We start from the raw sequence: 22749 nt of genomic DNA, 5'->3' as shown, positions 1-22749 counted from the left end.
GTATTCATATCTCAAAGAGAAGGTATCTCAATGTCTACCAAACAATGGACAACTAAGAGAGCAGAAAAGCTAGCGCGTGTTGAGGCGGTAGCGTCTTTGGCTGATGGGAAAGTACTGCCAACCGAAAAAATGGTTGACGCACTGGAACTGCTGATTAAGCCGAACGACCGAGTTGTTCTCGAAGGCAATAACCAAAAACAAGCAGACTTCCTTGCTCGCGTTCTAGAGCAGGTAAATCCGGATAAAATTAACAACCTTCATATGATCATGCCAAGTGTGAGCTTGCCATCACATATGAATATTTTCGAAAAAGGCATCGCCAGTAAATTAGACTTTGCGTTCGCAGGCCCACAAAGTGTTCGCGTAGCACAGATGCTTGAAGATGGTATTTTAGAAATCGGCGCGATTCACACTTATATTGAGCTTTATGCTCGTCTCTACGCTGACTTAATTCCTAATGTCGCTTTAGTATGTGGCTACAAAGCGGACCGCAAAGGTAACCTCTACACTGGTGCCTCTACTGAAGATACTCCTGGGTTGGTTGAAGCGCCTGCGTTTAAAGATGGCTTAATCATTGCGCAAGTTAATGAAATCGTGGACAACACTGACGACTTAGACCGCGTGGATATTCCCGGTGACTGGGTCGATTTCATTGTTCAAGCAGACCAGCCTTTCTACATCGAGCCGTTATTTACTCGCGACCCTCGCTTGATTAAAGATACTCACATCTTAATGGCAATGATGGCCATTAAAGGCATCTACGCTAAACACGGTGTGCAAACCTTAAACCACGGTATCGGTTTTAACACTGCGGCGATTGAATTACTCCTACCCACTTACGGTGAACAACTTGGCCTGAAAGGCAAAATCTGTAAGCACTGGACACTGAATCCACACCCAACACTTATCCCTGCCATTGAATCTGGCTGGGTAGAAACCGTGCACTCCTTCGGTGGTGAATTGGGTATGGAAGAATACGCTCGAGCTCGCTCTGATGTGTTCTTTACTGGCCCGGATGGTTCAATGCGTTCAAACCGCACTATGTGTCAATTAGCAGGTCAATATGCTGCTGACATGTTCATCGGTTCAACACTACAAATGGACCCAGAGGGCAACTCGTCAACCGTCACTCATGGTCGTCTAGCTGGTTTTGGCGGCGCGCCAAATATGGGCCATGACCCACGTGGTCGTCGTCATGCGACTGACGCATGGCTCAACATGATCACCGATGAAGAGAAACAAAAAGACGTGGTAAAAGGTCGTAAACTCGTGGTTCAAGCGGTTGAGACTTTCCAAGACGGTTCAAAATCGACATTCGTTGATCGCCTTGACGCCGTTGATGTAGCCAAAAAAGCGGGCATGCCTGTTGCTCCAATTATGATCTATGGCGACGACGTTACCCACCTATTAACAGAAGAAGGCATCGCTTATCTCTACATGGCAAAAGACCTTGATGAGCGCAAAGAGATGATTGCAGCGGTTGCAGGTGTCTCTGAATTTGGCCAGCGTGTCACTGCCGAGCGAGTCAAAGAGCTACGTGCAGCCGGTAAAGTCGCGACGCCAGAAGATCTTGGCATCAAACGCAGTGATGCTAATCGTTCACTACTTGCAGCGAAAAGTGTTGCCGACTTAGTGAAATGGTCGGACGGCCTATACCAACCACCAGCAAAATACCGTAGCTGGTGATCACGATGCAAAGTAGTCAGAGAAGTATCCCATTAAACCCAGTGTGCGATCTCATTGGTGAGCTGGCAAAGCAAGCACTCATTGCTGAAGTCACGCTGACACCAAAGCCAGGATTGGTCGATGCCGGAAATACTGGCTCTCATACCGACCTGACATTAGACCTGATGGTGCGCTCTGCAATGTGTTTGGCTCCCTATTTTTCACAAATGGCGCAAGCCGCTAACCAACAACCAGTATCGGTTTGGTTACGTGAAAAAATTGGTGCATTAGGTCGTGAAGCCGAAGTGGCAATGATGACAGAAACCGGCGGTATCAACACTCACCGCGGCGCAATTTGGGCTTTGGGTCTACTCAGTACCTCAGCGCAAGTATCGTCATCTCATCCACTGACTGCTGAAGGTCTATGTGAGATTGCTAGCGACATTGCCCGTCTAGAGGATCGGCATGTGCCGAATACATTCAGTAAGGGCAAATGTGCCATCAATCACTATCAGGTGAATGGGGCGAAACAACAAGCTCAGTTAGGCTTTCCTGCCATTACTGATCATGCTCTGCCTACTTTGCGTCTCAGTCGTTTACTTGGCCATTCAGAAACAGAGGCGCGCCTTAATGCCTTGTTGGCGCTTACCGCCCATTTGACTGACACCTGTGTGTTGAGCCGGGCGGGATTAGAAGGACAACAGCTTCTACAAAGCCGCAGTAATGACATTTTGGCCCTAGGTGGTGTGAGCACTGATAAAGGCTTTGCCATGTTAGAGCAGCTAGACCAAGAGATGATGGCACTGAATGCCTCACCAGGCGGCGCCGCAGATTTACTGGCTGCCACTCTGTTTGTCGACTGGGTTGAACACTCAGAACTATCCAAATAATCGGGAGGTTCCACTCATGGAACAACTACATTTTTCCTATCAGGGACAACAATCTATTAGCAAGATGGTCCGTGTAGGTAACGTCGGTTCAGGTGATTTAGAGATTTTGCTTGAACCAACAGACAACACTCAAATTGATATCGACCTCATTACTTCAGTCGATAACCGTCAACCACTTTGGCAAGCGATTTTTGAGCGTCAATTTGATGCACAAACCGCAAGCATGAAAGTGACCATTAATGATTTTGGCGCCACGCCTGGGGTAATTGGTCTACGTCTTATCCAAGCACTAGAACAAATTACCACAGAAGCATCGCCCGTCGTTGCGACACCACTTGGCACTATTTCATTTATCGAAATGGGGGCACGTGAACGAGCTAAGTTTATCCTAGATAACGGCACATTCCGTGAAGTGATGGGTAACGAATATCACTCATTCTCCCCTTGGTTAGTACCACAAGGTGTGGTGCCACAAACCGATGACGGATGTGTGGTCGCAAAAGGCACGATCGATGGTAAATCCAGTGTGGTTATCGGTATCGATGGTACATTCCAAGGCGGTGCGATTGGTGAAATTTCCGGTGCCAAAATGGCCACAGCTCTTGAATTGGCACTTGAAGATGCAAAAGCCGGTAATCCAACTCAAGTCGTTCTGCTATTTGAAACCGGTGGTGTTCGACTACAAGAAGCCAACCTTGGCCTTGCAGCGATTGCTGATATCCACGCAGGCATCATTGCCCTGCGCCAATACGTACCAGTGACATGTGTTATTGCCGGTACTGTGGGCTGTTTTGGTGGTATGTCGATCGCAGCAGGTCTATGCAGCAAATTAATCGTAACTAAAGAAGCGCGTTTAGGTCTTAACGGTCCTCAGGTTATTGAACAAGAAGCAGGCATCGAAGAATACGATTCTCGTAATCGTCCATTCATCTGGTCATTTACTGGTGGCGAGGCACGATTTTCCACTGAGTTTGCTGATGTATTTGCAGAAGATGACGCAGAGCAAATCCTCAGTGAAGTAACCCGTATTATCAACCAGCCGCTGCCTACTGTCGCTCGCTGTGAACAAGTTGAACACTTCCTTTCTGTGTTCGCTGAAATGAACAAAGAGGAACAAGCCACTCCAGAACTTGTTCGTCATTACTTTGCCAAAGGAGAATCCAATGAGTAATCGTGGTTTAACTTGGCTTAATGCCTTAACTGCAAACGGCACCGCTGCCGACGGTTTTATCCCATCAGTCAAAGTGGTTGATGACACGATTGGTAACCAAAAAGCACGTTTTATTGCTGTCGTTACTGACGAAAACAACGCATTTCCACGCGCACGTAAAGGTGAAGTGGGTCTGTTGGAAGGCTGGAATTTGGCAAAAGCTATCAGTGAAGTGGTCTCTCAAGACAAAGACTGCGATACAAAAACGGCCATTATTGCCGTCATTGATGTTCCTTCGCAAGCTTACGGCCGCCGTGAAGAAGCTTACGGCATCCACCAAGCCCTAGCAGCTGCTGCGAACGCTTACGGAACAGCACGTAATGCAGGTCACCCTGTTGTTGGCCTTATTGTGGGTAAAGCAATGTCGGGTGGTTTCCTCGCCCATGGCTATCAAGCTAACCGTCTCATCGCACTTGATGATGAAGGCTGTATGGTACACGCAATGGGTAAAGCATCAGCTGCGCGTATCACGTTACGCTCGGTTGCAGAACTAGAAAAATTGGCAGCGACTATCCCGCCAATGGCTTACGACATTCAGAACTACAGCACTTTGGGCATGTTATGGAAATACACACCTGTAACTAACGCTGAAGCGCCAGCACCTCAAGATATCGATGTCATTTCTAGCATTCTAGCCGAAGCACTGGATGACATAGCCAAAGACACCAAACGTGATCTTTCTGGTCGCCTTAATAACGGCAATCGCAGTGCATCACTAGAAGTTCGCCAACAAATGGCGAAAGTCTGGTAGTCGTCTAAACCGCAGCATAGTTCATCGTACACCTCAGAGCTATGCTGCCCTTTAAGGTAAAATAATTATGTTTCATGCTGTACTTAATGCCATTGCCCCTATATTCGTTGTTTTAGGTTTGGGTTATTTTTGTGGCTACCGCAAAATTGCGGACAATAAAAATGTCTCTGTTTTAAACGTGTTTGTCATGCGCTTTGCACTGCCAACTGCTCTATTTACCGCAACTTGGCACACTCCTGTCGCTGGTTTTATCGCGAAACTGCCATTGATTGCGATTTTAGTGTTAGCGATGTGGATTCTATGGGGATTCACTTACTACATTGCGCGTAAAGTATTTGATAAAGAGCCCGCTCAAGCGGCTATTTATGCTCTGACTATTTCCTTACCTAACTATGCCGCTCTGGGCGTGCCAATTTTAAGCGAAACCATCACGGGCGCGAGCGGCAGTGATATTGCTCTGAACGTAGCAATCTCTATCGCGTGTGGTTCTATCTTCTTATCACCACTGACGTTGATGGTATTAGAAAAAGAAACCAAAGCAGAATACAAAAAGGCATCAATGGGCTCATTGGTTGTTCCTTTGCTTATCAAAGCGCTAAAAAACCCTATCGTGCTATGGCCGATTCTAGGTACTATTTTCTCTTGCTTTGGTACAACAATGCCTGACTTACTGACTCACGCCTTAAAACCTCTAGCTGCAGCTGCAGGCGGTGGTGCTCTATTCCTTACTGGCTTGATCGTTTCTGCCCGCAAACTGAATATAACCGGCGCGGTTATCTTCGGCTTCATTTTGAAAAACTTAGTTCAACCGATTATTGCTTATGTGATTGCAGTGGCCTTTGGCCTACCTGCGACCCTACTGGCTGTCTCAGTGTTCTTAATTGCTTTGGCAACAGGTTTCTTCGGTGTGATGTTTGGTAACGGCTTTGGTGTACAAGATGAAGATTCAGAAGGTACTCTACTGCTATCAACCATTCTATTCGCGATTACTATGCCAATTTTTATGTACTTCTTGCTGTAAGAGGTGATTATGCAACTCGTCTTTCAACCACATGATTTACTATGGGTTAGCAAACTCGATGATGACAATGAACAGCCAGATTGGTTTGATCATCATGATCTACTTCACCGCCCTGTAGTCGTAAGACGAGAACCGACTCCTGCCGATCGCATTGCGATCGGCATTCGTGGTTTTAGCCGCTCGCAGCGACATGCGAGTTACGTTACTCCGGACTCAGTCTCTCATGTTGTGACTCCAGAACAAATTGCATCACAGCAGAAGTGGCATGCTAGGCAAACACAGCACCCATTGCCACATTGGGATACATTAACTCAAGTCGCGAATATCATGAGTCATGTTCACCTAACGTGGGGAATTACTGGCAGTTTAGCTTTTGAATTAGCCACTGATATTGAAACCGCTCACCTCAACAGTGATATTGACCTGCGTATTCTCAGTCATGAGCCTCTAGACAAATCATGTTGTCGCTATGTCGCTATGCAGTTAAGCAAATTAGAGCAACGTCCGGATATTCAAATAGAGACCCCATATGGCGCATTTGCGATGAACGAGTGGCTGCACGCTGATGGCAGTATCATGATGAAAGGCCAACACGGTCCCTATTTAACTCTCACTCCCTGGCAACCTCAAGATTAAGGATCTTATCGTGGCAATACTCTTCACTTTCCCTGGCCAAGGCACGCAAAAGGCAGGCATGCTAACGGATCTGCAACAATTTCCCATCGGACAACAACTGCTCAATCGCGCCAGCCATCATTTAGGACAAGATGTCTTAGAACTCGATAACGAAACAGCATTGTTGAATAACCGCAACACGCAAGTGGCGCTCACCGTATGCAGTTATGCCTATGCTCAAATTTTGCGTGATCTGGGCATGAAACCTGAGTATGTACTTGGTCTATCTATTGGTGCTTTTCCTGCGGCCATCAGCGCGGGCATCATTAGCTATGAACAAGGTTTAGATTTAGTCACTCGCCGTGGTGAGTTGATGGCTAATGCTTATCCTGAGGGCTATGCCATGGCAGCGGTCATTGGCTTACCACTGCCGACTCTAAAACAACTCTTAGCTGATGCGACAGAGCAAGGTCATGTGGTTTATATCGCCAATATCAATACCGAATCGCAAGTGGTAATTTCAGGACGAGTGGATTCATTACAAGCCGTTTGTGACCTTGCTCTAACCAAACAAGCGACCAGTGCGCGCTTATTGAAAGTCAATGTGCCATCACACTGTGCGTTATTAGCTAATCAAGCAGAACAATTTTCACATGCCTTTGAATCGCTCGAGTTTAAGCGACCTAACATCACCTATGTGAGTGCGAATGCCGCCCGCGTATTGGTGCCAGTTGAGCGTATTCGCGATGATTTGACCCACAATATGGCGCGTCAGGTTCACTGGTGGGAAACCGTCGCGATGCTCAAAGAACGTGGCGTAACATTAGCGATTGAAATGAAACCTGGCAGTGTTCTAACAGGGTTGTGTAAAGCCAGCATGCCCGATACTATTTCGGTCGCTGCTGAGTCAGAAAATCTGGCTAATCTTGCAGCACTCGCGCGTAAATATGGCTAAATTTACGCTAACAACAACGTTCAGCCAGTGAGCAAGCATGAATAGACGTATTCCAACTACCATTAAACGTTTGGAAATTTTCATCAGTTACATGGAACAGAACAATATGGGTCAAGTGGCAGAAGCCATGGACATCAATACGCTATCTGTGTATCGATCTATTCATGCTCTGGAAGAAGATCTCGGTTGTGTATTGTTTGAAAAACGTGGCCGCAGTTTGGTGCCATTAGAATCGGCGAACATTTTATATCAGCAGTGCGTGTCAGCATTAAGTGATCTATCGCGAGCCATCGATAACACGCAAATATCTGCGGGCATTACACCCAAAAAAATTCGCGTAGGTTCGGTTAACTCTCTCACAGTTGATCTCGTCCCTCACCTATTAACGGCCTATAAAGAGCGCCGCCCAGATGTGCAGTTAGAGTTTCATTCCGGTTCAAATAGTGAATTAGTGGAAAAACTCAAGCGATCTGAACTTGATGTCTTGATGGTGTATGGGGATCATCATTTAGAAAATAGCCCTCATCATACCGCGATGAAACTGTTTGATGACATGTTGAGTTTCACCATTGCGCATTGTGGCGAGCAACCGGGTAAGTCTGAGGTGCCAATTAAAGCGGATTACTTAAAAAAGCAATCGTATATGACTCTGACTAAAGGATTTGGACTACGCGAAGCGTTTGATAAAGTCATCGCAAAACTCGATAGTAAGGTCGATATTCACTCTGAGTTCTCTAGCATCTTTGGTCTAAGTTTTGCTCTTAAGTCAGGCGCTTACGCCGCTTTGCTTCCATCTCGACTTGCAGAGGTGTCCCATCAAATCGGCCTTGAGTTTTACCCTCTATCCCCAGAGTTAACCGAATCTCATGGCATTTATTTACTGATGAACCGAGCGAGTGAACATAACCCTGCAATTCGCGCGTTAATTGCTGAATGCCGAATGTACAGTTTGCGCTGGCAGAAGTCTTCATAAGTAATAAAACAGCGTTCTTTACTCATAGATAGTGATCTATCGTCCATCCTGTAACATTGGTCTTTTTTCGCACAAAAAATAACCAACGGGGATTCAGCTATTTACTCTTTTGTCATTTTTTAGCGTGAGCTAGTTATCGAATAATTATTGGCCAGTTGCCTACACTTTACCGTGTAACTAACGCACGTCTAAGTCTTGGAGGATGACGACTATGATGTCCACCCGCAAAGAATACGTTTTACAGGATAAAAACCACTTCCACGCTCACATCGAAGTGACTCGGTGCGGAACAATAGCGATTGATATTCCAGAAACCCAAGAACATTTCGAGACTGAGTTAGACTGTATTGAGTGGCAATCCAAAAATGGGGCTTCCTGTTTGATTTGTGTCAGTGAAACCCAAATGACCTCAAGATGCAGGATTCAGAGCTTCATCAACGAGCCTAGGTCAAGCTCAATCACGGCAGGAATGGTCATTCCCTTTTAACGTGATTGGGCGCAGAAATAGGTTTGTTGATGAGCTCCCGAAGGGCGAGTTTTATTCGCTTCTAGGCTGTGTGACTGATTTTCTACGTAGAATGACTATGTCTTCAAATCAGTGCCTTGCCTAAGAGCGAATACATTCTCGCTGAAACAGCATCTTGAGGTTACTTGGGTATATAACTCATGAATACTTTTCATCTGATCCGCTGAGTAAATAACCACAAGACCACTCATGACTCTTCGCGTATGATTACCCTTTTTAGGTAGATAGTTCTGGAAATTTTGTCTTGAATTCGGTATATCCGTACTACCTGTGTAAAACTCAATCAGTTTAATATCGAAAGCCGTAGTCGATAATACATTGTTTAACATGCCTTTATGGTTGTTATGGAACGAATACTTATGGTTATTTTGATAGCTAAACATAATAACTAGGAAGCGCATATGCTGCGACGAATACAAGAAACACTTTCCATATATAAAGATCTCCCTAGAGACATTTACTTTATCGCCCTATCCCGTTTTATTCTCGGTCTTGGTAATTTCATCATTCCTTTTTTGGTTTTACTGCTTACTCAAAAGCTTGGGTATTCAGAAGCCATTGCCAGCACTTTTGTGATGATTGTGATGACTGCATTTATGATAGGTGGCGTCTTCGGCGGGAAGCTTGCTGATGCCTTTGGTCATAAAAATATTATGGTGCTGGGTGAATTGATTGGTGGCACTATTCTGTTTGTTTGTGGTTTTTTCCCCGAACATCATTACCTTGCTCCAGCCCTTATTTTAATCGCTTATCTTTTTGGTGGCGCCTCAGTACCCGCAGGGAATGCACTCGCTGCGAATCTCTCAAATACCAGCAATCGTTCAGCCGTTATGTCTCTCAGTTATTTGGCTTATAACGTGGGCTCTGCTGTGGGCTCTTTGGTTGCAGGTTACCTATTCTGGTATAGCAGCTCTTTGATTTATTGGGGTAACGGACTGGCGAGTGTGATTGGTATTTTATTGGTTGCTTGGTTCGTCAAAGAACCTAAATACACGAAACCAATGCCAACACCAGAGCGCGAGGACCTTGAATTAGAATTCGATCCTGAGCAAGATGCCGAAGGCAGTGTATGGCAAGTGTTGAAAGAACGTCCTCACCTGTGGGTGTTTGGCATAGCCTGCACGTTACTCTATATCGCTATTACCCAAATGACCGTACTCGCACCACTCTATATGGCGCACCTATTTGGCAAAGAAGGCGCCGTTGTCTTTGGTCAACTCATGACCATTGCCTGCGTTGCGGTGGTTGTGCTCACCCCTATTTTGGTGAAAGTTACGCATGGACAAAGCGAGTTGAAAAGCCTATCGATTTGCGGGGGGTTACTGGCTGGCGGATATTTAGTGGTCATGAATTTTGATTATGTGCCAGTCTTCTTCTTTGCATGGTTAATTTTAGCGGCCGCTGAAGTGCTATTAGTGACTAACGAAAATGTCTATATCGCTAACCAGTCTCCACGTAGCCACCGAGGAAGGATCAGTGGAGTGATTAATACTATCAAGAATATTGGTATGCTACCTGCGTATGTCGTGATGGGCATTATGGTGCAAGGTATCGGCTATTCCATGACATGGAGCTGTATTATCGCGATAGCTGTTTTATCAAGCCTCATGTTGCTCTTTATGAGCAAACGCCAACACTCAAGCGTAGCAGCCGTTCAGGCTCATTAATGGCGCATAGCCAAATGGCCCCAATTTAAAAAAGCCCCAATAGTTCACCAACTATTGGGGCTTTTTGCCTGCTTATACCTAAGCTAGGACACTTTCTTGTCCGGCAAAAACCGGATCACAATGATCAGCACCACGTGTTTTTAGCAGCTTGTAGTTATCGCTGTAATCGACAGGGATAGCCACAACTGCTGGGCCTTGTACATCCATGGCCGCTTTTAACGTAGTCGCTAATTGATGTTGATCAGTGACAGCATAAGCATGAGCACCAAAAGATTCCGCGTAAGCTTTAAAATCAATCGGACCAAATTTCACACCAGAATGACGACCGTATTTATTCACTTCTTGGATTTCTACCATGTTGTATGCGTTATCCACCCACACAATGTGTACAATGTTACAGCCTAAACGCACCGCAGTTTCTAGCTCCATACTTGATTGCATGAAACCGCCGTCACCAGAAACAGAAATCACCTTCGCACTTGGGTTTAATAAGCTAGCACTGATGGCCCATGGTAATGCCACCCCCATGGTTTGTTGCCCATTAGAAATCATCATTTGGCGCGCACGAAAACATCCCATATAACGAGCAAGCCAAATGTGGAAACTCCCCATATCCAAACATAATGTCATATCTGGGGTAATTAATGACTGCATCACTTTGATAATACTTAATGGATGAAAACCACGAGCGCTCCAAACGGATGGATACCCTTTTATCAACTGACGACGATGAGCGACTTCTTCTAAAATAGACAGGCTCAGTGGTGATAAACGGGAATAGGAAGACATTCGGTTCGTCATTTGTTCCACTGATGTCGCGATATTACCAACCAATTCTATTTCTGGTTGATAATGCTGTTGATACTCCGCAGGTTCAATATCTAAATGAATGATCGGGCAATCTTTGGTGTTCCACAGGTCTGGATCATATTCAATCGCGTTAAACCCAATAGTGACGATCAAATCCGCTTGTTTTAACAACACATCACCAGGTTGATTGTTAAACAAGCCGACTCGGCCCGCAAATCGATTGTAGTGATTAATATTTAATGTACCAGCAGCTTGATACGTACCAACAACGGGTAATTGAGTTTTCTGCAAAAAGCGGGTGATGGCTAACGCGTTTTCTTCCTTACTGGCATGCAATCCCGCAAGGACCACCACATTGCCTGCCGCTTCAATGCGTTTTACTGCTTCATCGATTGCAGTAATATCAGCCGTCCCCATCGGTACATATCGATTAGGTATGATGACATCGTTTTCTGTTTGATCACTTAATACATCTTGCGGCAAACTCACAAAACTCGCACCAGGACGTCCAGTTTCCGCCGCGCGTACTGCATTCGCGATCATTTCTGCCGCTGCATCAACATGCTGAATTTCTGCACAATATTTGGTAATAGGCCTAAATATACCTACAGTATCAAGGCTTTGGTGAGTTTTACGTTGCTGGTCAGTACGTTTAACCGCACCGCCTAATGCCAACATAGGATCACCTTCCGAGTTGGCGGTCGCGACACCAGTCACCAAATTACCGCACCCCGGACCAGAAGTGACCATAGTGACCCCGGCTTTACCCGTTAGACGCCCAATAGCGCCAGCCATAAATGCCGCATTGGCTTCATGACGAACAGGAATTAAATTAATATTGGTATCGTTAATCGCATCAAATAGACGATCAATTTTTGCACCTGGAATACCGAATATATATTTAGTACCCAATTGTTCTAATTGTTGAGCAATTAAATCAGCACCAGTTCGAATTGAAGATTCTTTTTTCATCTTTTTATCCTTACATAAATCAAAGCTATTATTTTTCTGTTTTTTCTATAGCTTGACGAATATCGTGATATGATAAATCAGCATCTAAAAATTGTTCAGTTGTAGGAATATCAATATTTAATTTCGATACCACCCCAATTTGCAAAAAACCTGACGTTATACGGTAATCCTGAATATGGCCGCCACCTTTACGATCATTAGTAATAAAATGCTCATGATAACCAGGTACATTAATACCAGTGGTATATTGAGGGCTTCTAAAACCTGCGATAACGCCTTTATGTTTACGAAAATTAAACGTTGGCTGCTCTTTTACCACTTCTAACATTGGTCGATAGGGCGCTTCTTGACGTGGTACGGTTCGAGTCCTAACATAGTCAAATGTCCCGTCAACTCTTACCGCACAGAATAAGTTATCGGATGGCACCATTTGATCGATTAGCTTATGCAATTGTTCTCGAGTCAATGATTCGGTAATGGGTAATTCAATATTCGGTTTAAAATGAGTCATCACTGCAAATGGTGTTTTTTGTGTCATTTGAGCTTTATGTGCTGACCCATCCTGTTTTAATTGGAATACTTTATTATCGAAAGCAATTAATTCACCATCTAAGTGATCAAATGTTCCTAAACCAAAATCACCGTGTTCTAATAATTCTTCAACTGTGGTTGAACCATCATAGACACCAGCAATTAACGCGCTCATTAATGAAGTCTGATAGATCTCCCCACGACCGGTTAATTTGTGATATTCAGCGAATTCTTTTGCCACATCGAATGAACAAGTACAAAGAGAGTTGTAGATTTCACACATGATATACACCGTTACTGTATTGAACTTATGCAATAAGCATGGAATCTGTAACACGTAAAATCTAATATAAAATTCATTTATTTCGATACGAAAAAAATATGGAACTACGCTACTTAAAATATTTCGTTACCGTGGCACAAACGCATCACTTTACTCGAGCTGCGGAGCAACTAGGCATTGCTCAACCCCCACTTAGCCAACAGATAAAAAAGTTGGAGCAGGAAATTGGGGCGCCTCTGTTCGACCGTTCCTCGCGGAAAGTAGAGTTGACCAAGGTGGGTGAAACCTTTTACGTCGATGCATTGAACATTCTTAATAATGTTGAACAAGCCAAGGCAAAAGCCAAGCAAATGGCGCGCGGTGAGAATACGGAAGTGCGGATTGGATTTGCCACATCGACAGCAATCTGTAACCAAGTGTTATCGGTAATGCGACAATTAAGAGAGTACTTTCCAGAAGTGAATTTTGTCGGAGTAGAGCTTCCGATGCATAAACTCGTGGAACAGCTAAAAGAAAAGCAGCTTGATATCGCCTTTAAACGTCTACCTTGTTACGCCTGTGAACAATTGGAAAAACGAGTGCTGTTCGAAGAACCGTTCATTGCCGTGATCCCTTCAACGAATCCTCTCGCTCAACGAAAACATATCAGCTTAGACGAGCTCAGCATCGAACGACTACTGCTCTTTCCCCGTGAAACAGGCCCAGCTCTTTATGATGAAATGACGTCACTATTTACCCATCGTGGCATTGCCATTAATAGCCAATATGCCGCACCACAGTTACGCTCTGCGGTTGCAATGTCACAAGCTGGGTTTGGTATAGCTATTGTTCCTCGCTCCCTCGCAGAGCACTTGGATGATTCCGCCCGTTGTACAGAAATTGATGATATGCCATTGGTGAGTCAGGTGGTAGTGGCTTGGGAACCCAACAACTTCAATCACCAAGTGCGAAAGATCATTCAACGCATTTCAAAATATCAGGATGGCCATATCTAAACATCTCTCCCCAAGTAACCTGTTCAGTGCTCAAACTTGCTGATTAAACGGAATTTTTGTAGTGTTTTGCGTCAGACTTACTGTTTTATGACCTATTAATACTTTTTGTGCCCCATCAACAGCTAGGATTATACTCACTGTTCACGGAAAACAGTCTCCCCCTTTAGCCAACATTTTTAATCATTTTTCAGGAAGGCGCGATGAATAACGTTAAGCTAAAACGATTAACGACGCTTTTATTGTCAACGACAGTATTAGTCAGCCCCATTAGTTATGCTGATAAAAGCCAAACAGCATCATCCTCACCATCGTTTGCTGCAGATTTTCATCCTGGTTTAAATTTTGGCGGTTTTGGTGGAGGAAAATGTCAGGCAACAAAAACCCCGGTGATCTTTATTCACGGCGCGGCAACAACGTCGAGTAATTGGCTCGTCAAACCGACAGGTCCCAATCTGGCACCAAACGCAGCATCGGTTTACCAAACATTTAAAGACAATGGCTATAACGATTGTGAACTGTTTGCCGTCACCTACACCTCTCACGAAGAACAGGTAAACCCAGAAAAAAACCAACAACAGGTTGAAAAATACAACCTTCTATACGATTTCATCCGCCGAGTTCGTCAATATAGCAATAAAAGCCAAGTCGATATTGTCGCCTATTCACAAGGCGTCTCGTTAGCGCTCGCGACTTTTGAATATAAAAGTGCGTGGGGATATGTGCGCCGCTTTGTCAATATTGCCGGACCAATGCGTGGTTTACCAGCCTGCAAGGGAGTCGGTCCAGCTGATGATAAATTTCCTATTTGTCATGCGCAAAGTTTAGAGAACGCCTTTGTGTTTGGCCTGTTCCCAAGTGAAGACAGTTGGAATGGCTATAACGAATGGACATCCGATTCAGGACAAAAAAGCTTACGGGCAATGCCAAAACATGAACCACAAGTACAATTTTATACCATAGATGCAGGAAATCAGGACGCAACACTTTGTCCATCAGTCGATAAACACGACTGTGCATTGAATGCGACGTTTACCAATAGTAAAAATGTACTCGCACAACTTAATATCGGTGAGGGTTCTAAAGCGACTCAATCAGCCATCACGCAGAATAAAGAAGGCAGCCAATCGCTCGGCGGGGATAAAGATGGCGTCGGCCATTATCGTGTCATGACCAACGCCGGATCGATTGTATTGAATATGTTGACCTCAGAGTGTCAGGGTGCCGACTGCGCTAAGGGCTATCACGGTTCAGTTATCGATCAAACCAAAATATCAACGCCTTAAAAGGCGTAGGTGATACTGATCGTACTATACAGCTCATCGTGGTCATCATCTGAGGCCACGTCTGTATTGTAGATATACTCACTATCAAAGACTAAAGCCACGTTATCGACCAGTTTATTAGTCAAATTCGCGCCTAGTGTATAGGTCGTATTCGATTCACCATAATCGACATCAGCACTACCGCCAACTGATAGCGCGTCAGTTAACTGCGATTTACCGTTAATGAAGGCGTTGACGATCACATCTTCTTCCACTTGATTTGGGTAGTCATCATCAAAATCCTGACGTTTGGTGTACCGATAACCCGGACCGCCACCGATATTAAGTTCCGTTTTCTTGGTCGCGATTAACGCTTTTTGGATACCGACGGTCACATCATAGACATGCCGATAGGTTTCGTATTGGTCATGTTTATATTCATTGTCGATATAGGCGTCATACCCTTCCCCACCTTTTAAGGCGTAAGAAAACTTGTAATTTAAAGTGTATTTATTCACACCATCATCGTCGTCTTTCGCGTTGGTGTAATAAGTACTGCCATTAAATTCGTGGGTAAAAGGTTTCTCGTTGTATTTTAAGCCAATACCAGAGTTTAGGGATGTGGAAGATGAGGATGTTTTTGAATAGATAAAGCCTAACTTCGCGTTGCCACTGAGTTTATCCTTATCATCATCTTGCGTTGATTTATCTGCTGCTACTGCCTGAGAAGCAATAAGCAGCAACCCGAGTACCGGGATCACTCCATGCGTTTTCATTAATAACCTCTATATTTCAAACCCATATAACACCCTATTCCATTGGCCTCATATGCATGTCAACATGCCGTTAACAGCAAGTCATGTCAATATTATCAATAGGACTCAAGCTATTGAGGACCTTAAACAGATAAGAATGATCAATAATTAATTCATCAACTATAGGCTTACGACATACACAGAATTAAATTGGTCTTAGGCCGAGCAAATTTGTACAATACGGCCCCCATCTAGTTTGAGATCAGCATGACGTACTTAAGTTTTATCAAGCACAACAGCATCATTATTTCTACCATTGTTATCTGCGTCCTACTTGTGCTTTATATTCTTAAAGGGCTTATAGTTAAGCGTAACTCCTTATTTAAAAAAATCAGTAAATTCATACTGATATTAGTCTGCATTATGGCAATCAGTATCGCTATTGACGCGTGGCATGATAAAACCATTCCTCTTGATCACCATAACGCTATCCATATGGAGAATATTGATGGGCAGGAAGTCAATATTGCAGCCCTAAGTCAAAAAAGGCCGGTCATCCTGTATTTTTGGGGAAGTTGGTGTAATAGCTGTCGATTATTAACACCGAGTGTGGAATGGCTGAGTTACTATTATCCTACAGTTGGGGTTGCGAAAATGTCTGGAGATAATGAAGCCATGCGCCGTTATCTCGACGATCATTATTTCCATTTTTGGATTGTTAATGATACGAATAATCATCTAAGCCAACGGTGGCATGTTAAAGACGCCCCTACCACTTTGATTATCTACCGTAATAAAGTCCGTTTTGTATCAAAAGGGATTTTGACCCCAATCGGTCTATGGGCGAGAGTTTGGCTGGCCAAACAGCAAAAATAACAGGGTGAAAATATAGTAGAGAATCGTTGTAGAAAGGATGCTACAAACTGCCACGCAATGCTGCAGACATCACCATTCTATGGCTCATAAGGTAAGACTCTCCTTTGGGCGCTGCGATTTGGGCTAAATCAAAACTTATTGCACATTGCTTCATATCCACATTTTGATAGTAGTAAAGCGGCAGTTCATCAATTAAGCAATATTGACAGCCACTGCTAAGAAGCGCATCAACCAGTCCCTCTTTCTCTGCTTGTAGCATCAATTGCTGAGACTGAAATACGATAACGGTTTGAATACCTATAGTGACCTGTCTCCCTGCAATAAATTCTTGCAGTTCGCGTAACTGTTGCAGAGGGGAAAACATAGCAGTACCGATAAAAGCATAATCAAGTTCTGTCGGTAAGAGTTGTTGATGCTCACCAGTAGTAATACTATTTTGCTGTGGAATGATGACGGGCTTAACAGCACTACTATTCACAATCAATTCTTGACCTTTTTTCAAGCCCGTCGCAAATCGATTACGCCATTGCGTTGCACTAAATTCAGCAATCGAAATGTTGCTTGGCCGGCGAATATCTTGTTCACAATGAAACACTTGGCCATCAGCTTCAAATGCTGCACCTTTGAGCCCGCCTTCTATTGCCATTCTGCACATTGCCAAGCAAACACTGGTATCCCAATGCTGTAGCGTCGTTCCGCAAAATAATACAATGGTGCACGCTCTTTGTTCGGCTGTAAAATTAGCCACAGTGACCATCACCAGATCTTGCCACGAGCTTCCCTGAGTCAGCTCTCCTTCAAAACAACAACGCACTACCGAATCTAACTTTTGGGAAGCCGTGTGTTTGGCAAAACTGGCCCAAGGTAAGACCTGGTGACTGGGTCTAACGCATTGCTGCGTCGTATTTTGCTGACTATGTAATAGCGTCATTCACTATGCTCCGGTAATCCGTCCCGATATGAAGTTCAATAATAAGGAGAACCTCTCCATACTAGTGAACAAGAGCAAGGATTCAAACTCCATAGCGTGTTAACAATAAACACGATTTGGAAATAATTATAATATTTAACAAATTTTAAACAACAAAGTGTGTCTAATATTAAATCCTGATCATATCTATGGGCATTATTTAAATTATCAGTAACCATAGTTAAAATAAGAAATCTATTATGAAATACAATTGATATCGGGTTAATTAGTGCAACAAATTATTACGTACAATATACCCAAATCACCTCAAACGCGGGATTCAGAGGGAATTTAGAGATGCACTAATCCTTGTCGGCTTTATCTGCCGTGTAAGAAAAAGCTTGGCAACCTCGCTGCAAAAATTCAATGCAAACTCTCAATTTAGCTGATTCTGTCATTCGGGTTGGATAGATAGCCCATATGTCGGCAGTCTGAAAATAATCGGGTAATATTTGTACCAATTTGCCTTGCGCCAGATCCTCAGCAATGTCCCAATAGGAACGTAAAATGATCCCTTGGTCATGCAAAGCCCATTGGCGCACAATGCCCCCATCGTTGGATGACAAGGCACTATTAATCCGTACCGCGATTTTTTCACCATTTAAGGTTTCCAGATTCCAAATCCCATTCATGGTATTTTTTTCTTTCAATACCAAACATGAATGTTGATCTAAATCGTCCAGTGTTTCAGGCTCGCCGTGTTCAGCCAAATATTTCGGGCTAGCGCATAACATACGCAAATTTTTCGCCAGACATTTACCGATGTGATGCTCCGGTAAATGGCCCCCAACCCGAATTTCCAAATCGTAGCCAGATTTCACCAAATCCACCGGTTTGTCCCCCACATCTAGGCGAATATCAAGCTGAGGATAGGCTTTGGCTAGTTTAGAAAGTATTGGAGCAACTTTTGCCCGGCCAAACCCAAAGCTAGTACAAATAGCGAGCTCACCACGCGGAACATATTTCGACTGGGACAAGTCATCAACCAACTCTTCCATATTGTCGAGTATACGAATCGCTCGATTAAATACACGTTGACCATCTTCGGTGAGCACAACTCGCCGAGTCGTTCTATGTAACAGCCGAGTATTGAGCGTTTTTTCGAGAATTTGAATCCGTTTACTCACATAAGCAGGAGAGACACCCAGCTCATCCGCCGCCATAGCAAAACTTTCTTGGCGAACGACAGTGATTAACACATTAAGATCTTGAGGGAGCGGAAAGTTATCCCGCACAGAAATTTGCGATTTCATCAATATACAGTGTACGTATACACCCTTTCCTAAACGATAAACATGAATAGCGATATAGTATCTGATTCACGCTGAAAGGGTTAAATTACTTTGGTTATACCTACAATTGTGCAAGTGTTTCAGTTAATTCAAACTTATCCACCAGCTCAACATTCACTGTTTCGCCATTAGCGATCTTTTTCGCAATATACAAAGCCGTCGTAAACGAATAGGGTTGCTCTAGCACCAACTGCTCGTTATTTTGGTTAAGCACACTTTCAATGATAGGCGAAGGGAACGCCCATAAATGCAGCAAATAGGCACCGAGTTGCTCCGAATTGGTATTAAATAGGTGCTCTTCTAAATGGCGAAAGTCATGTTTTTCACCACCAGAGGTTAAATACTTTTTCATTAGTTCTGGCAAAATTAAGGTGCGAACAAATTCACCTATTTGATGTAAAACACCGATGAGAAACCCTGTATTGCTCTCTCCTTGCGGGGCGAGTTTTGCCGTAAGGTTCGCAACAATTAAACTGTGTTGGCGTAAGTTTTCTAACGCTTTACTGGGTTTATGTTTATCCCCCACATAAAGTTCCAGCATGGCAACAATATTTACCACTATTTGGGTTCCGGGACGATTCAGCGCACCTTCAACACTGTTTATTTCGCTCTTGCCACGAAAAATGGCATTGTTGGCGATCTGAATTAATTTGGCACATATCGCGGGGTCGTTTTGAATAACATCAGCGAGATCTTGGATTGAAGACTGCTCATCTTCGAGCATCACTTTTACTTTTTGGTACAAGTCTAGTGTTACCGGAAGTGAGGTTATTGTCCCAATAGCATTTTGAATCAGACGATCCGGAAAACGTTCTAACATGTTAGAAATACGTTGAATTTCCGCTTTCAGCATCGATGTATCGCAAGGCTTCATAAAAGCTTGATGGGCATAAAACCCGCCTCTTACTGTCATTTGTGGGTCAGCGTACCCAGAAAGTGAGGCACGTATTATCCAAGGGTATTTTTGACTGACCTCTTCCAACAACTGCGAACCATCCATTTGCGGCATCATCATGTCCGAAATAATCAAATCACACTCTTCATAGGCCAGCTTTTCTAATGCTTCTTTACCGCTATTTGCCGTGATTACTGAACAATTCGCGCTAAATAATGCTCGACGTAACCCATTTAAAACGAGTTGATCATCATCCACTAATAAGATTTTCATCCACTTTATCCATCGTCTGGTGACCATCGTTAATTATAAGAGGCAGTTTTATCGTGAAGGTGGTTTTTACTCCCACTTGCGATTCTACGTTTATTATTCCGTTATGTTTATCAACAATTGTCGAGTAAACATGACTTAATCCCTGCCCAGAACCTTGACCCACCTCTCTTGTGGTAAAAAAGGGATCAAATATTCTATCAATAATGTCCTCGGGTATTCCTAACCCATTATCCGTAATGGTAATAACAGCATGATGCTTTGAACGCCAGGTCTTGAGTGTGATAACCCCTTGAAAATCTGTACGATTCTTTTTTTGATCCTCAATCGCATGAATCGCATTCGACAGCAAATTCAACACCACTTGGTTGAATAAATCTCGGTAACATGGAACCGAGCTTAACTCATCACTCAATTCCGTATTCACAACAGCTTTACCATTCCATTGAGAGCTTGCCACCGTAATCGTTGCACGAATTGCTTCGGTTAAATCAATATATTGCAGCCGTTCTTCACTGGGATTAGTGAACGATTTCATCGCCTTGACGATACTGTTGACTTGCTTCATCCCATCCAGTGACTGCTCAACCGCTTGAGGTACTTCTTCGATAATAAACTTCAATTCTGGATCATTAAGGAGTGAAATCACTCTGTTTTGATAAGTGTGTGGATCTTGAATGTCACGTTCACTCGGTTGTAATAATCGATGCGTGTGTAACAGCCGTTCAAATCCTTCTTTCAAAAAGGTGATGTTATTTGTCACGTATTGGGCTGGAGAATTTATCTCATGAGCAACACCCGCCGATAGCTGGCCAATAGATTCCATCTTGTGCGTGCGCCGTAATTGTTGCTCTAACGACAACTGTTCAGTGATATCACGAATCAAAAGCGTGAATAACGCGTTATTCCCCTCTTGAACACTCATTCGCGACAAAGTAAATTCGCATGGGAATTGGGTTCCTTGATAAGTCATCGCCATGGTACGAATATGGCTTAAGTCGCTTAAACCACTGTAAGTTGGGCTAACCATATTGTTGATATCAAAGCTTGGTAAGATGGCTCTTAACCGCAATTTACTGATGGGGACATTCGTCAATCCAAGCAATGTTTGCCCTACTGGATTAATACTCAGCACATCGCCTTGACTATTAATAATCAGCAATCCATCCATAAAACTATCGATGATGTCCTTTTCTCTCGACACCAACCGCTCTGTTACTTCTGAATCCTGCTGAATTTGCGATAACGTGGTCAGACTAAATAAAATCATCAGGATGAAAAAGGCCATCACCAATGCGGTCATGGCGATCGCATCATTGTGAAAATGGATCACATTGCCTTTAACAAGGTCGCCTGAAACATGGAATTGCAAAGAAAACAGCGCGGTATAAGGCAAAATGAAAATAGCCCCACCAAGAATACCGCCAATAACCACTCGCGACCTTAACGTCTGATGAGCCCGATTAGAAATTAACGACAACGAAATGGCTGTCAGCAGAAAGGTGCCACCTAGAGAGGTCAATAAACCACGTATGTCAATGTCACCTTCACCGGGCAATTCCAGCGCTTGTCTCGCTGCCAAAAGCATCGCGACCATACCGGACGTAAAGATAAACGCAGCAAATATGGTATCTGACAAAGTTCGTTGCTCTTGCTGCAATAAGCCAAAGGTAAGCCAAGAACTAATGATCGGCATAACAATCGAAGCAAAGAGTAAAATGGGGTGAAACTGAACATTAATAGGTACATCGATCGCAAGTAAACAAATATATTGTGTTACCCAAATTCCGGTGCCTAATAACACACTACTGATAAGACGCCATTTCGGTAAGGTATTCATATGTTTGGTTATCCAAGCACCTTGTAAAATGCTTAAACCACCAAAAGCGGCAAGAACAGATAACAGTAATGAAATCAATACCAAATATTGATTAAAGTGCCATTCCAAAGGGACGATCTGTGCACTATTCAAAGCCTGTTCATGCCATAATTCCACACCATGCTCCTCATCGCTAAAAGCGGGTTACGCCCTAAGACTAAGCGTTGATAAAAAACACAATAATAAGTCAGACAAGTGTAGTACAAGATCGCGAAGATCAACTCGGCCTACCGACGATCTTTTCCCACCGCCCTTACAGACAAAAACTCGCTTAAATGTAGCGCATATGTTATAAATCCGCACAATTAGAAACATTGAGATTGTAAGTTGTTAACAAGCAAGCAAATTCACAAGCATCAAAATAGATGGGTATGGCTACCAATTTGCGCCATTCTCCTTTTATATATAGCGCCTGTGGTCTCAATGGTTACCACCCTCTCTAGCGCGCATCAATGTGCTGAATACCAACAGCAAAAGGCAATACACCTCACGGTATCTAAGACCTCGATGACAATGCAGACCGACCATCATCAAGGTTGGTGTCATTACTGCGATTTACAAAGCACATTACACGCCGCTTTTTTCCACTACCCCACTATAAAATACTCCGCGCCGATAGTGCGGGTTAGCTCACTGGCAACAGTACATTCTCTCCCCGCCCAAGCCCCCCAATATCGCTATCGTTC

General features: G+C 43.8%; 21 protein-coding genes. 14 read left to right on the top strand and 7 right to left on the bottom strand.

The window, feature by feature from the left end:
• The first annotated feature begins 30 nt into the window (after positions 1-30).
• The 10 genes from mdcA to F9817_RS20175 all read left to right on the top strand — a co-directional run bounded on the left by mdcA (position 31) and on the right by F9817_RS20175 (position 10273).
• Positions 31-1686 carry a malonate decarboxylase subunit alpha gene (mdcA, locus tag F9817_RS20220; protein WP_161157987.1) on the top strand — a complete coding sequence of 552 codons (1656 nt, stop codon included), beginning with the start codon at positions 31-33 and terminating at the stop codon, positions 1684-1686.
• A 5-nt stretch (positions 1687-1691) separates the two neighbouring features.
• Entirely contained in the window at positions 1692-2555 is an 864-nt protein-coding gene (locus F9817_RS20215) for a triphosphoribosyl-dephospho-CoA synthase (protein WP_161157986.1), read from the top strand.
• A 16-nt stretch (positions 2556-2571) separates the two neighbouring features.
• Positions 2572-3726 (top strand): biotin-independent malonate decarboxylase subunit beta, encoded by a 1155-nt coding sequence (locus F9817_RS20210; RefSeq protein ID WP_161157985.1) that lies wholly within the window; start codon positions 2572-2574, stop codon positions 3724-3726.
• Positions 3719-4516 (top strand): biotin-independent malonate decarboxylase subunit gamma, encoded by a 798-nt coding sequence (mdcE, locus tag F9817_RS20205; protein WP_161157984.1) that lies wholly within the window; start codon positions 3719-3721, stop codon positions 4514-4516. Before F9817_RS20210 ends, mdcE begins: the two co-directional genes overlap by 8 nt.
• A 67-nt stretch (positions 4517-4583) precedes the next feature.
• The gene (locus tag F9817_RS20200) at positions 4584-5537 is read left to right on the top strand and encodes an AEC family transporter (protein ID WP_161157983.1); all 954 of its coding nucleotides are present in this window, start codon (positions 4584-4586) and stop codon (positions 5535-5537) included.
• Positions 5538-5546: 9 nt separating this feature from the next.
• Positions 5547-6173, top strand: a complete 627-nt coding sequence (locus F9817_RS20195; RefSeq protein ID WP_161157982.1) for a malonate decarboxylase holo-ACP synthase — start codon at positions 5547-5549, stop codon at positions 6171-6173.
• A gap of 10 nt (positions 6174-6183) precedes the next feature.
• A complete protein-coding gene (locus F9817_RS20190; protein WP_161157981.1) occupies positions 6184-7107 on the top strand; it encodes an acyltransferase domain-containing protein in 924 nt (307 codons plus the stop codon).
• Between the two features lie 37 nt (positions 7108-7144).
• The gene (locus tag F9817_RS20185; protein ID WP_161157979.1) at positions 7145-8080 is read left to right on the top strand and encodes a LysR family transcriptional regulator; all 936 of its coding nucleotides are present in this window, start codon (positions 7145-7147) and stop codon (positions 8078-8080) included.
• 211 nt (positions 8081-8291) lie between these two features.
• Positions 8292-8567, top strand: coding sequence for a hypothetical protein (locus tag F9817_RS20180; RefSeq protein ID WP_161157977.1), 276 nt, complete (start codon positions 8292-8294; stop codon positions 8565-8567).
• Between the two features lie 440 nt (positions 8568-9007).
• Complete coding sequence (locus tag F9817_RS20175) at positions 9008-10273, top strand: MFS transporter (protein WP_161157976.1); 1266 nt, start codon at positions 9008-9010, stop codon at positions 10271-10273.
• 78 nt (positions 10274-10351) lie between these two features.
• Here the strand turns inward: F9817_RS20175 and alsS are convergent, their stop codons facing one another.
• Together alsS and budA are read right to left on the bottom strand one after the other, a co-directional pair.
• Positions 10352-12055: an acetolactate synthase AlsS gene (gene alsS, locus F9817_RS20170; protein WP_161157975.1), complete on the bottom strand. Its 1704-nt coding sequence runs from the start codon at positions 12053-12055 to the stop codon at positions 10352-10354.
• A gap of 28 nt (positions 12056-12083) precedes the next feature.
• The gene (budA, locus tag F9817_RS20165) at positions 12084-12869 is read right to left on the bottom strand and encodes an acetolactate decarboxylase (RefSeq protein WP_161157974.1); all 786 of its coding nucleotides are present in this window, start codon (positions 12867-12869) and stop codon (positions 12084-12086) included.
• Between the two features lie 98 nt (positions 12870-12967).
• On the opposite strand from budA, the gene F9817_RS20160 reads away from it, so the two are divergent.
• Both F9817_RS20160 and F9817_RS20155 read left to right on the top strand, forming a co-directional pair.
• Positions 12968-13864, top strand: a complete 897-nt coding sequence (locus F9817_RS20160) for a LysR family transcriptional regulator (protein ID WP_161157973.1) — start codon at positions 12968-12970, stop codon at positions 13862-13864.
• 200 nt (positions 13865-14064) lie between these two features.
• Positions 14065-15147, top strand: a complete 1083-nt coding sequence (locus tag F9817_RS20155) for an alpha/beta hydrolase family protein (protein WP_161157972.1) — start codon at positions 14065-14067, stop codon at positions 15145-15147.
• Here F9817_RS20155 and F9817_RS20150 read toward each other — a convergent pair.
• Positions 15144-15902: a DUF481 domain-containing protein gene (locus F9817_RS20150; RefSeq protein WP_161157971.1), complete on the bottom strand. Its 759-nt coding sequence runs from the start codon at positions 15900-15902 to the stop codon at positions 15144-15146. The genes F9817_RS20155 and F9817_RS20150 overlap by 4 nt on opposite strands.
• 246 nt (positions 15903-16148) lie before the next feature.
• Here F9817_RS20150 and F9817_RS20145 point away from each other — a divergent pair, with 246 nt between their 5' ends.
• Positions 16149-16757, top strand: a complete 609-nt coding sequence (locus F9817_RS20145; RefSeq protein WP_161157970.1) for a thioredoxin-like domain-containing protein — start codon at positions 16149-16151, stop codon at positions 16755-16757.
• Between the two features lie 40 nt (positions 16758-16797).
• Here F9817_RS20145 and F9817_RS20140 read toward each other — a convergent pair whose 3' ends face one another.
• From F9817_RS20140 to F9817_RS20125, 4 genes are all read right to left on the bottom strand, one after another.
• Positions 16798-17688, bottom strand: coding sequence for an aconitase family protein (locus F9817_RS20140; RefSeq protein ID WP_161157969.1), 891 nt, complete (start codon positions 17686-17688; stop codon positions 16798-16800).
• A 341-nt stretch (positions 17689-18029) separates the two neighbouring features.
• Complete coding sequence (locus F9817_RS20135) at positions 18030-18980, bottom strand: LysR substrate-binding domain-containing protein (RefSeq protein WP_161157968.1); 951 nt, start codon at positions 18978-18980, stop codon at positions 18030-18032.
• A gap of 100 nt (positions 18981-19080) precedes the next feature.
• Complete coding sequence (locus F9817_RS20130) at positions 19081-20187, bottom strand: HDOD domain-containing protein (protein WP_161157967.1); 1107 nt, start codon at positions 20185-20187, stop codon at positions 19081-19083.
• Positions 20165-22180: an ATP-binding protein gene (locus F9817_RS20125; protein WP_161157966.1), complete on the bottom strand. Its 2016-nt coding sequence runs from the start codon at positions 22178-22180 to the stop codon at positions 20165-20167. The genes F9817_RS20130 and F9817_RS20125 overlap by 23 nt, the downstream gene beginning before the upstream one ends.
• Positions 22181-22390: 210 nt before the next feature.
• On the opposite strand from F9817_RS20125, the gene F9817_RS24555 reads away from it, so the two are divergent.
• On the top strand, positions 22391-22749 hold a 359-nt coding region (locus F9817_RS24555), incomplete at its 3' end, for a DUF2946 family protein (protein WP_427916724.1).

It is taken from the genome of Vibrio eleionomae (assembly GCF_009874545.1).
GTDB lineage: Bacteria > Pseudomonadota > Gammaproteobacteria > Enterobacterales > Vibrionaceae > Vibrio > Vibrio nitrifigilis.
Note: the sequence above shows the minus strand (reverse complement) of the source record. Positions and strands in the feature narration are given on the sequence as shown.

Bases quoted from the DNA above. Each gene is read 5' to 3' on its own strand.
- F9817_RS20155 (WP_161157972.1), top strand. From the start codon at position 14,065: ATGAATAACGTTAAGCTAAAACGATTAACGACGCTTTTATTGTCAACG.
- F9817_RS20135 (WP_161157968.1), bottom strand. From the start codon at position 18,980: ATGAAATCGCAAATTTCTGTGCGGGATAACTTTCCGCTCCCTCAAGAT.
- F9817_RS20200 (WP_161157983.1), top strand. From the start codon at position 4,584: ATGTTTCATGCTGTACTTAATGCCATTGCCCCTATATTCGTTGTTTTA.
- F9817_RS20150 (WP_161157971.1), bottom strand. From the start codon at position 15,902: ATGAAAACGCATGGAGTGATCCCGGTACTCGGGTTGCTGCTTATTGCT.
- F9817_RS20160 (WP_161157973.1), top strand. From the start codon at position 12,968: ATGGAACTACGCTACTTAAAATATTTCGTTACCGTGGCACAAACGCAT.
- F9817_RS20180 (WP_161157977.1), top strand. From the start codon at position 8,292: ATGATGTCCACCCGCAAAGAATACGTTTTACAGGATAAAAACCACTTC.
- F9817_RS20130 (WP_161157967.1), bottom strand. From the start codon at position 20,187: ATGAAAATCTTATTAGTGGATGATGATCAACTCGTTTTAAATGGGTTA.
- F9817_RS20175 (WP_161157976.1), top strand. From the start codon at position 9,008: ATGCTGCGACGAATACAAGAAACACTTTCCATATATAAAGATCTCCCT.
- F9817_RS20145 (WP_161157970.1), top strand. From the start codon at position 16,149: ATGACGTACTTAAGTTTTATCAAGCACAACAGCATCATTATTTCTACC.
- F9817_RS20185 (WP_161157979.1), top strand. From the start codon at position 7,145: ATGAATAGACGTATTCCAACTACCATTAAACGTTTGGAAATTTTCATC.
- mdcA (WP_161157987.1), top strand. From the start codon at position 31: ATGTCTACCAAACAATGGACAACTAAGAGAGCAGAAAAGCTAGCGCGT.
- F9817_RS20140 (WP_161157969.1), bottom strand. From the start codon at position 17,688: ATGACGCTATTACATAGTCAGCAAAATACGACGCAGCAATGCGTTAGA.
- alsS (WP_161157975.1), bottom strand. From the start codon at position 12,055: ATGAAAAAAGAATCTTCAATTCGAACTGGTGCTGATTTAATTGCTCAA.
- budA (WP_161157974.1), bottom strand. From the start codon at position 12,869: ATGTGTGAAATCTACAACTCTCTTTGTACTTGTTCATTCGATGTGGCA.
- mdcE (WP_161157984.1), top strand. From the start codon at position 3,719: ATGAGTAATCGTGGTTTAACTTGGCTTAATGCCTTAACTGCAAACGGC.
- F9817_RS20195 (WP_161157982.1), top strand. From the start codon at position 5,547: ATGCAACTCGTCTTTCAACCACATGATTTACTATGGGTTAGCAAACTC.
- F9817_RS20210 (WP_161157985.1), top strand. From the start codon at position 2,572: ATGGAACAACTACATTTTTCCTATCAGGGACAACAATCTATTAGCAAG.
- F9817_RS20215 (WP_161157986.1), top strand. From the start codon at position 1,692: ATGCAAAGTAGTCAGAGAAGTATCCCATTAAACCCAGTGTGCGATCTC.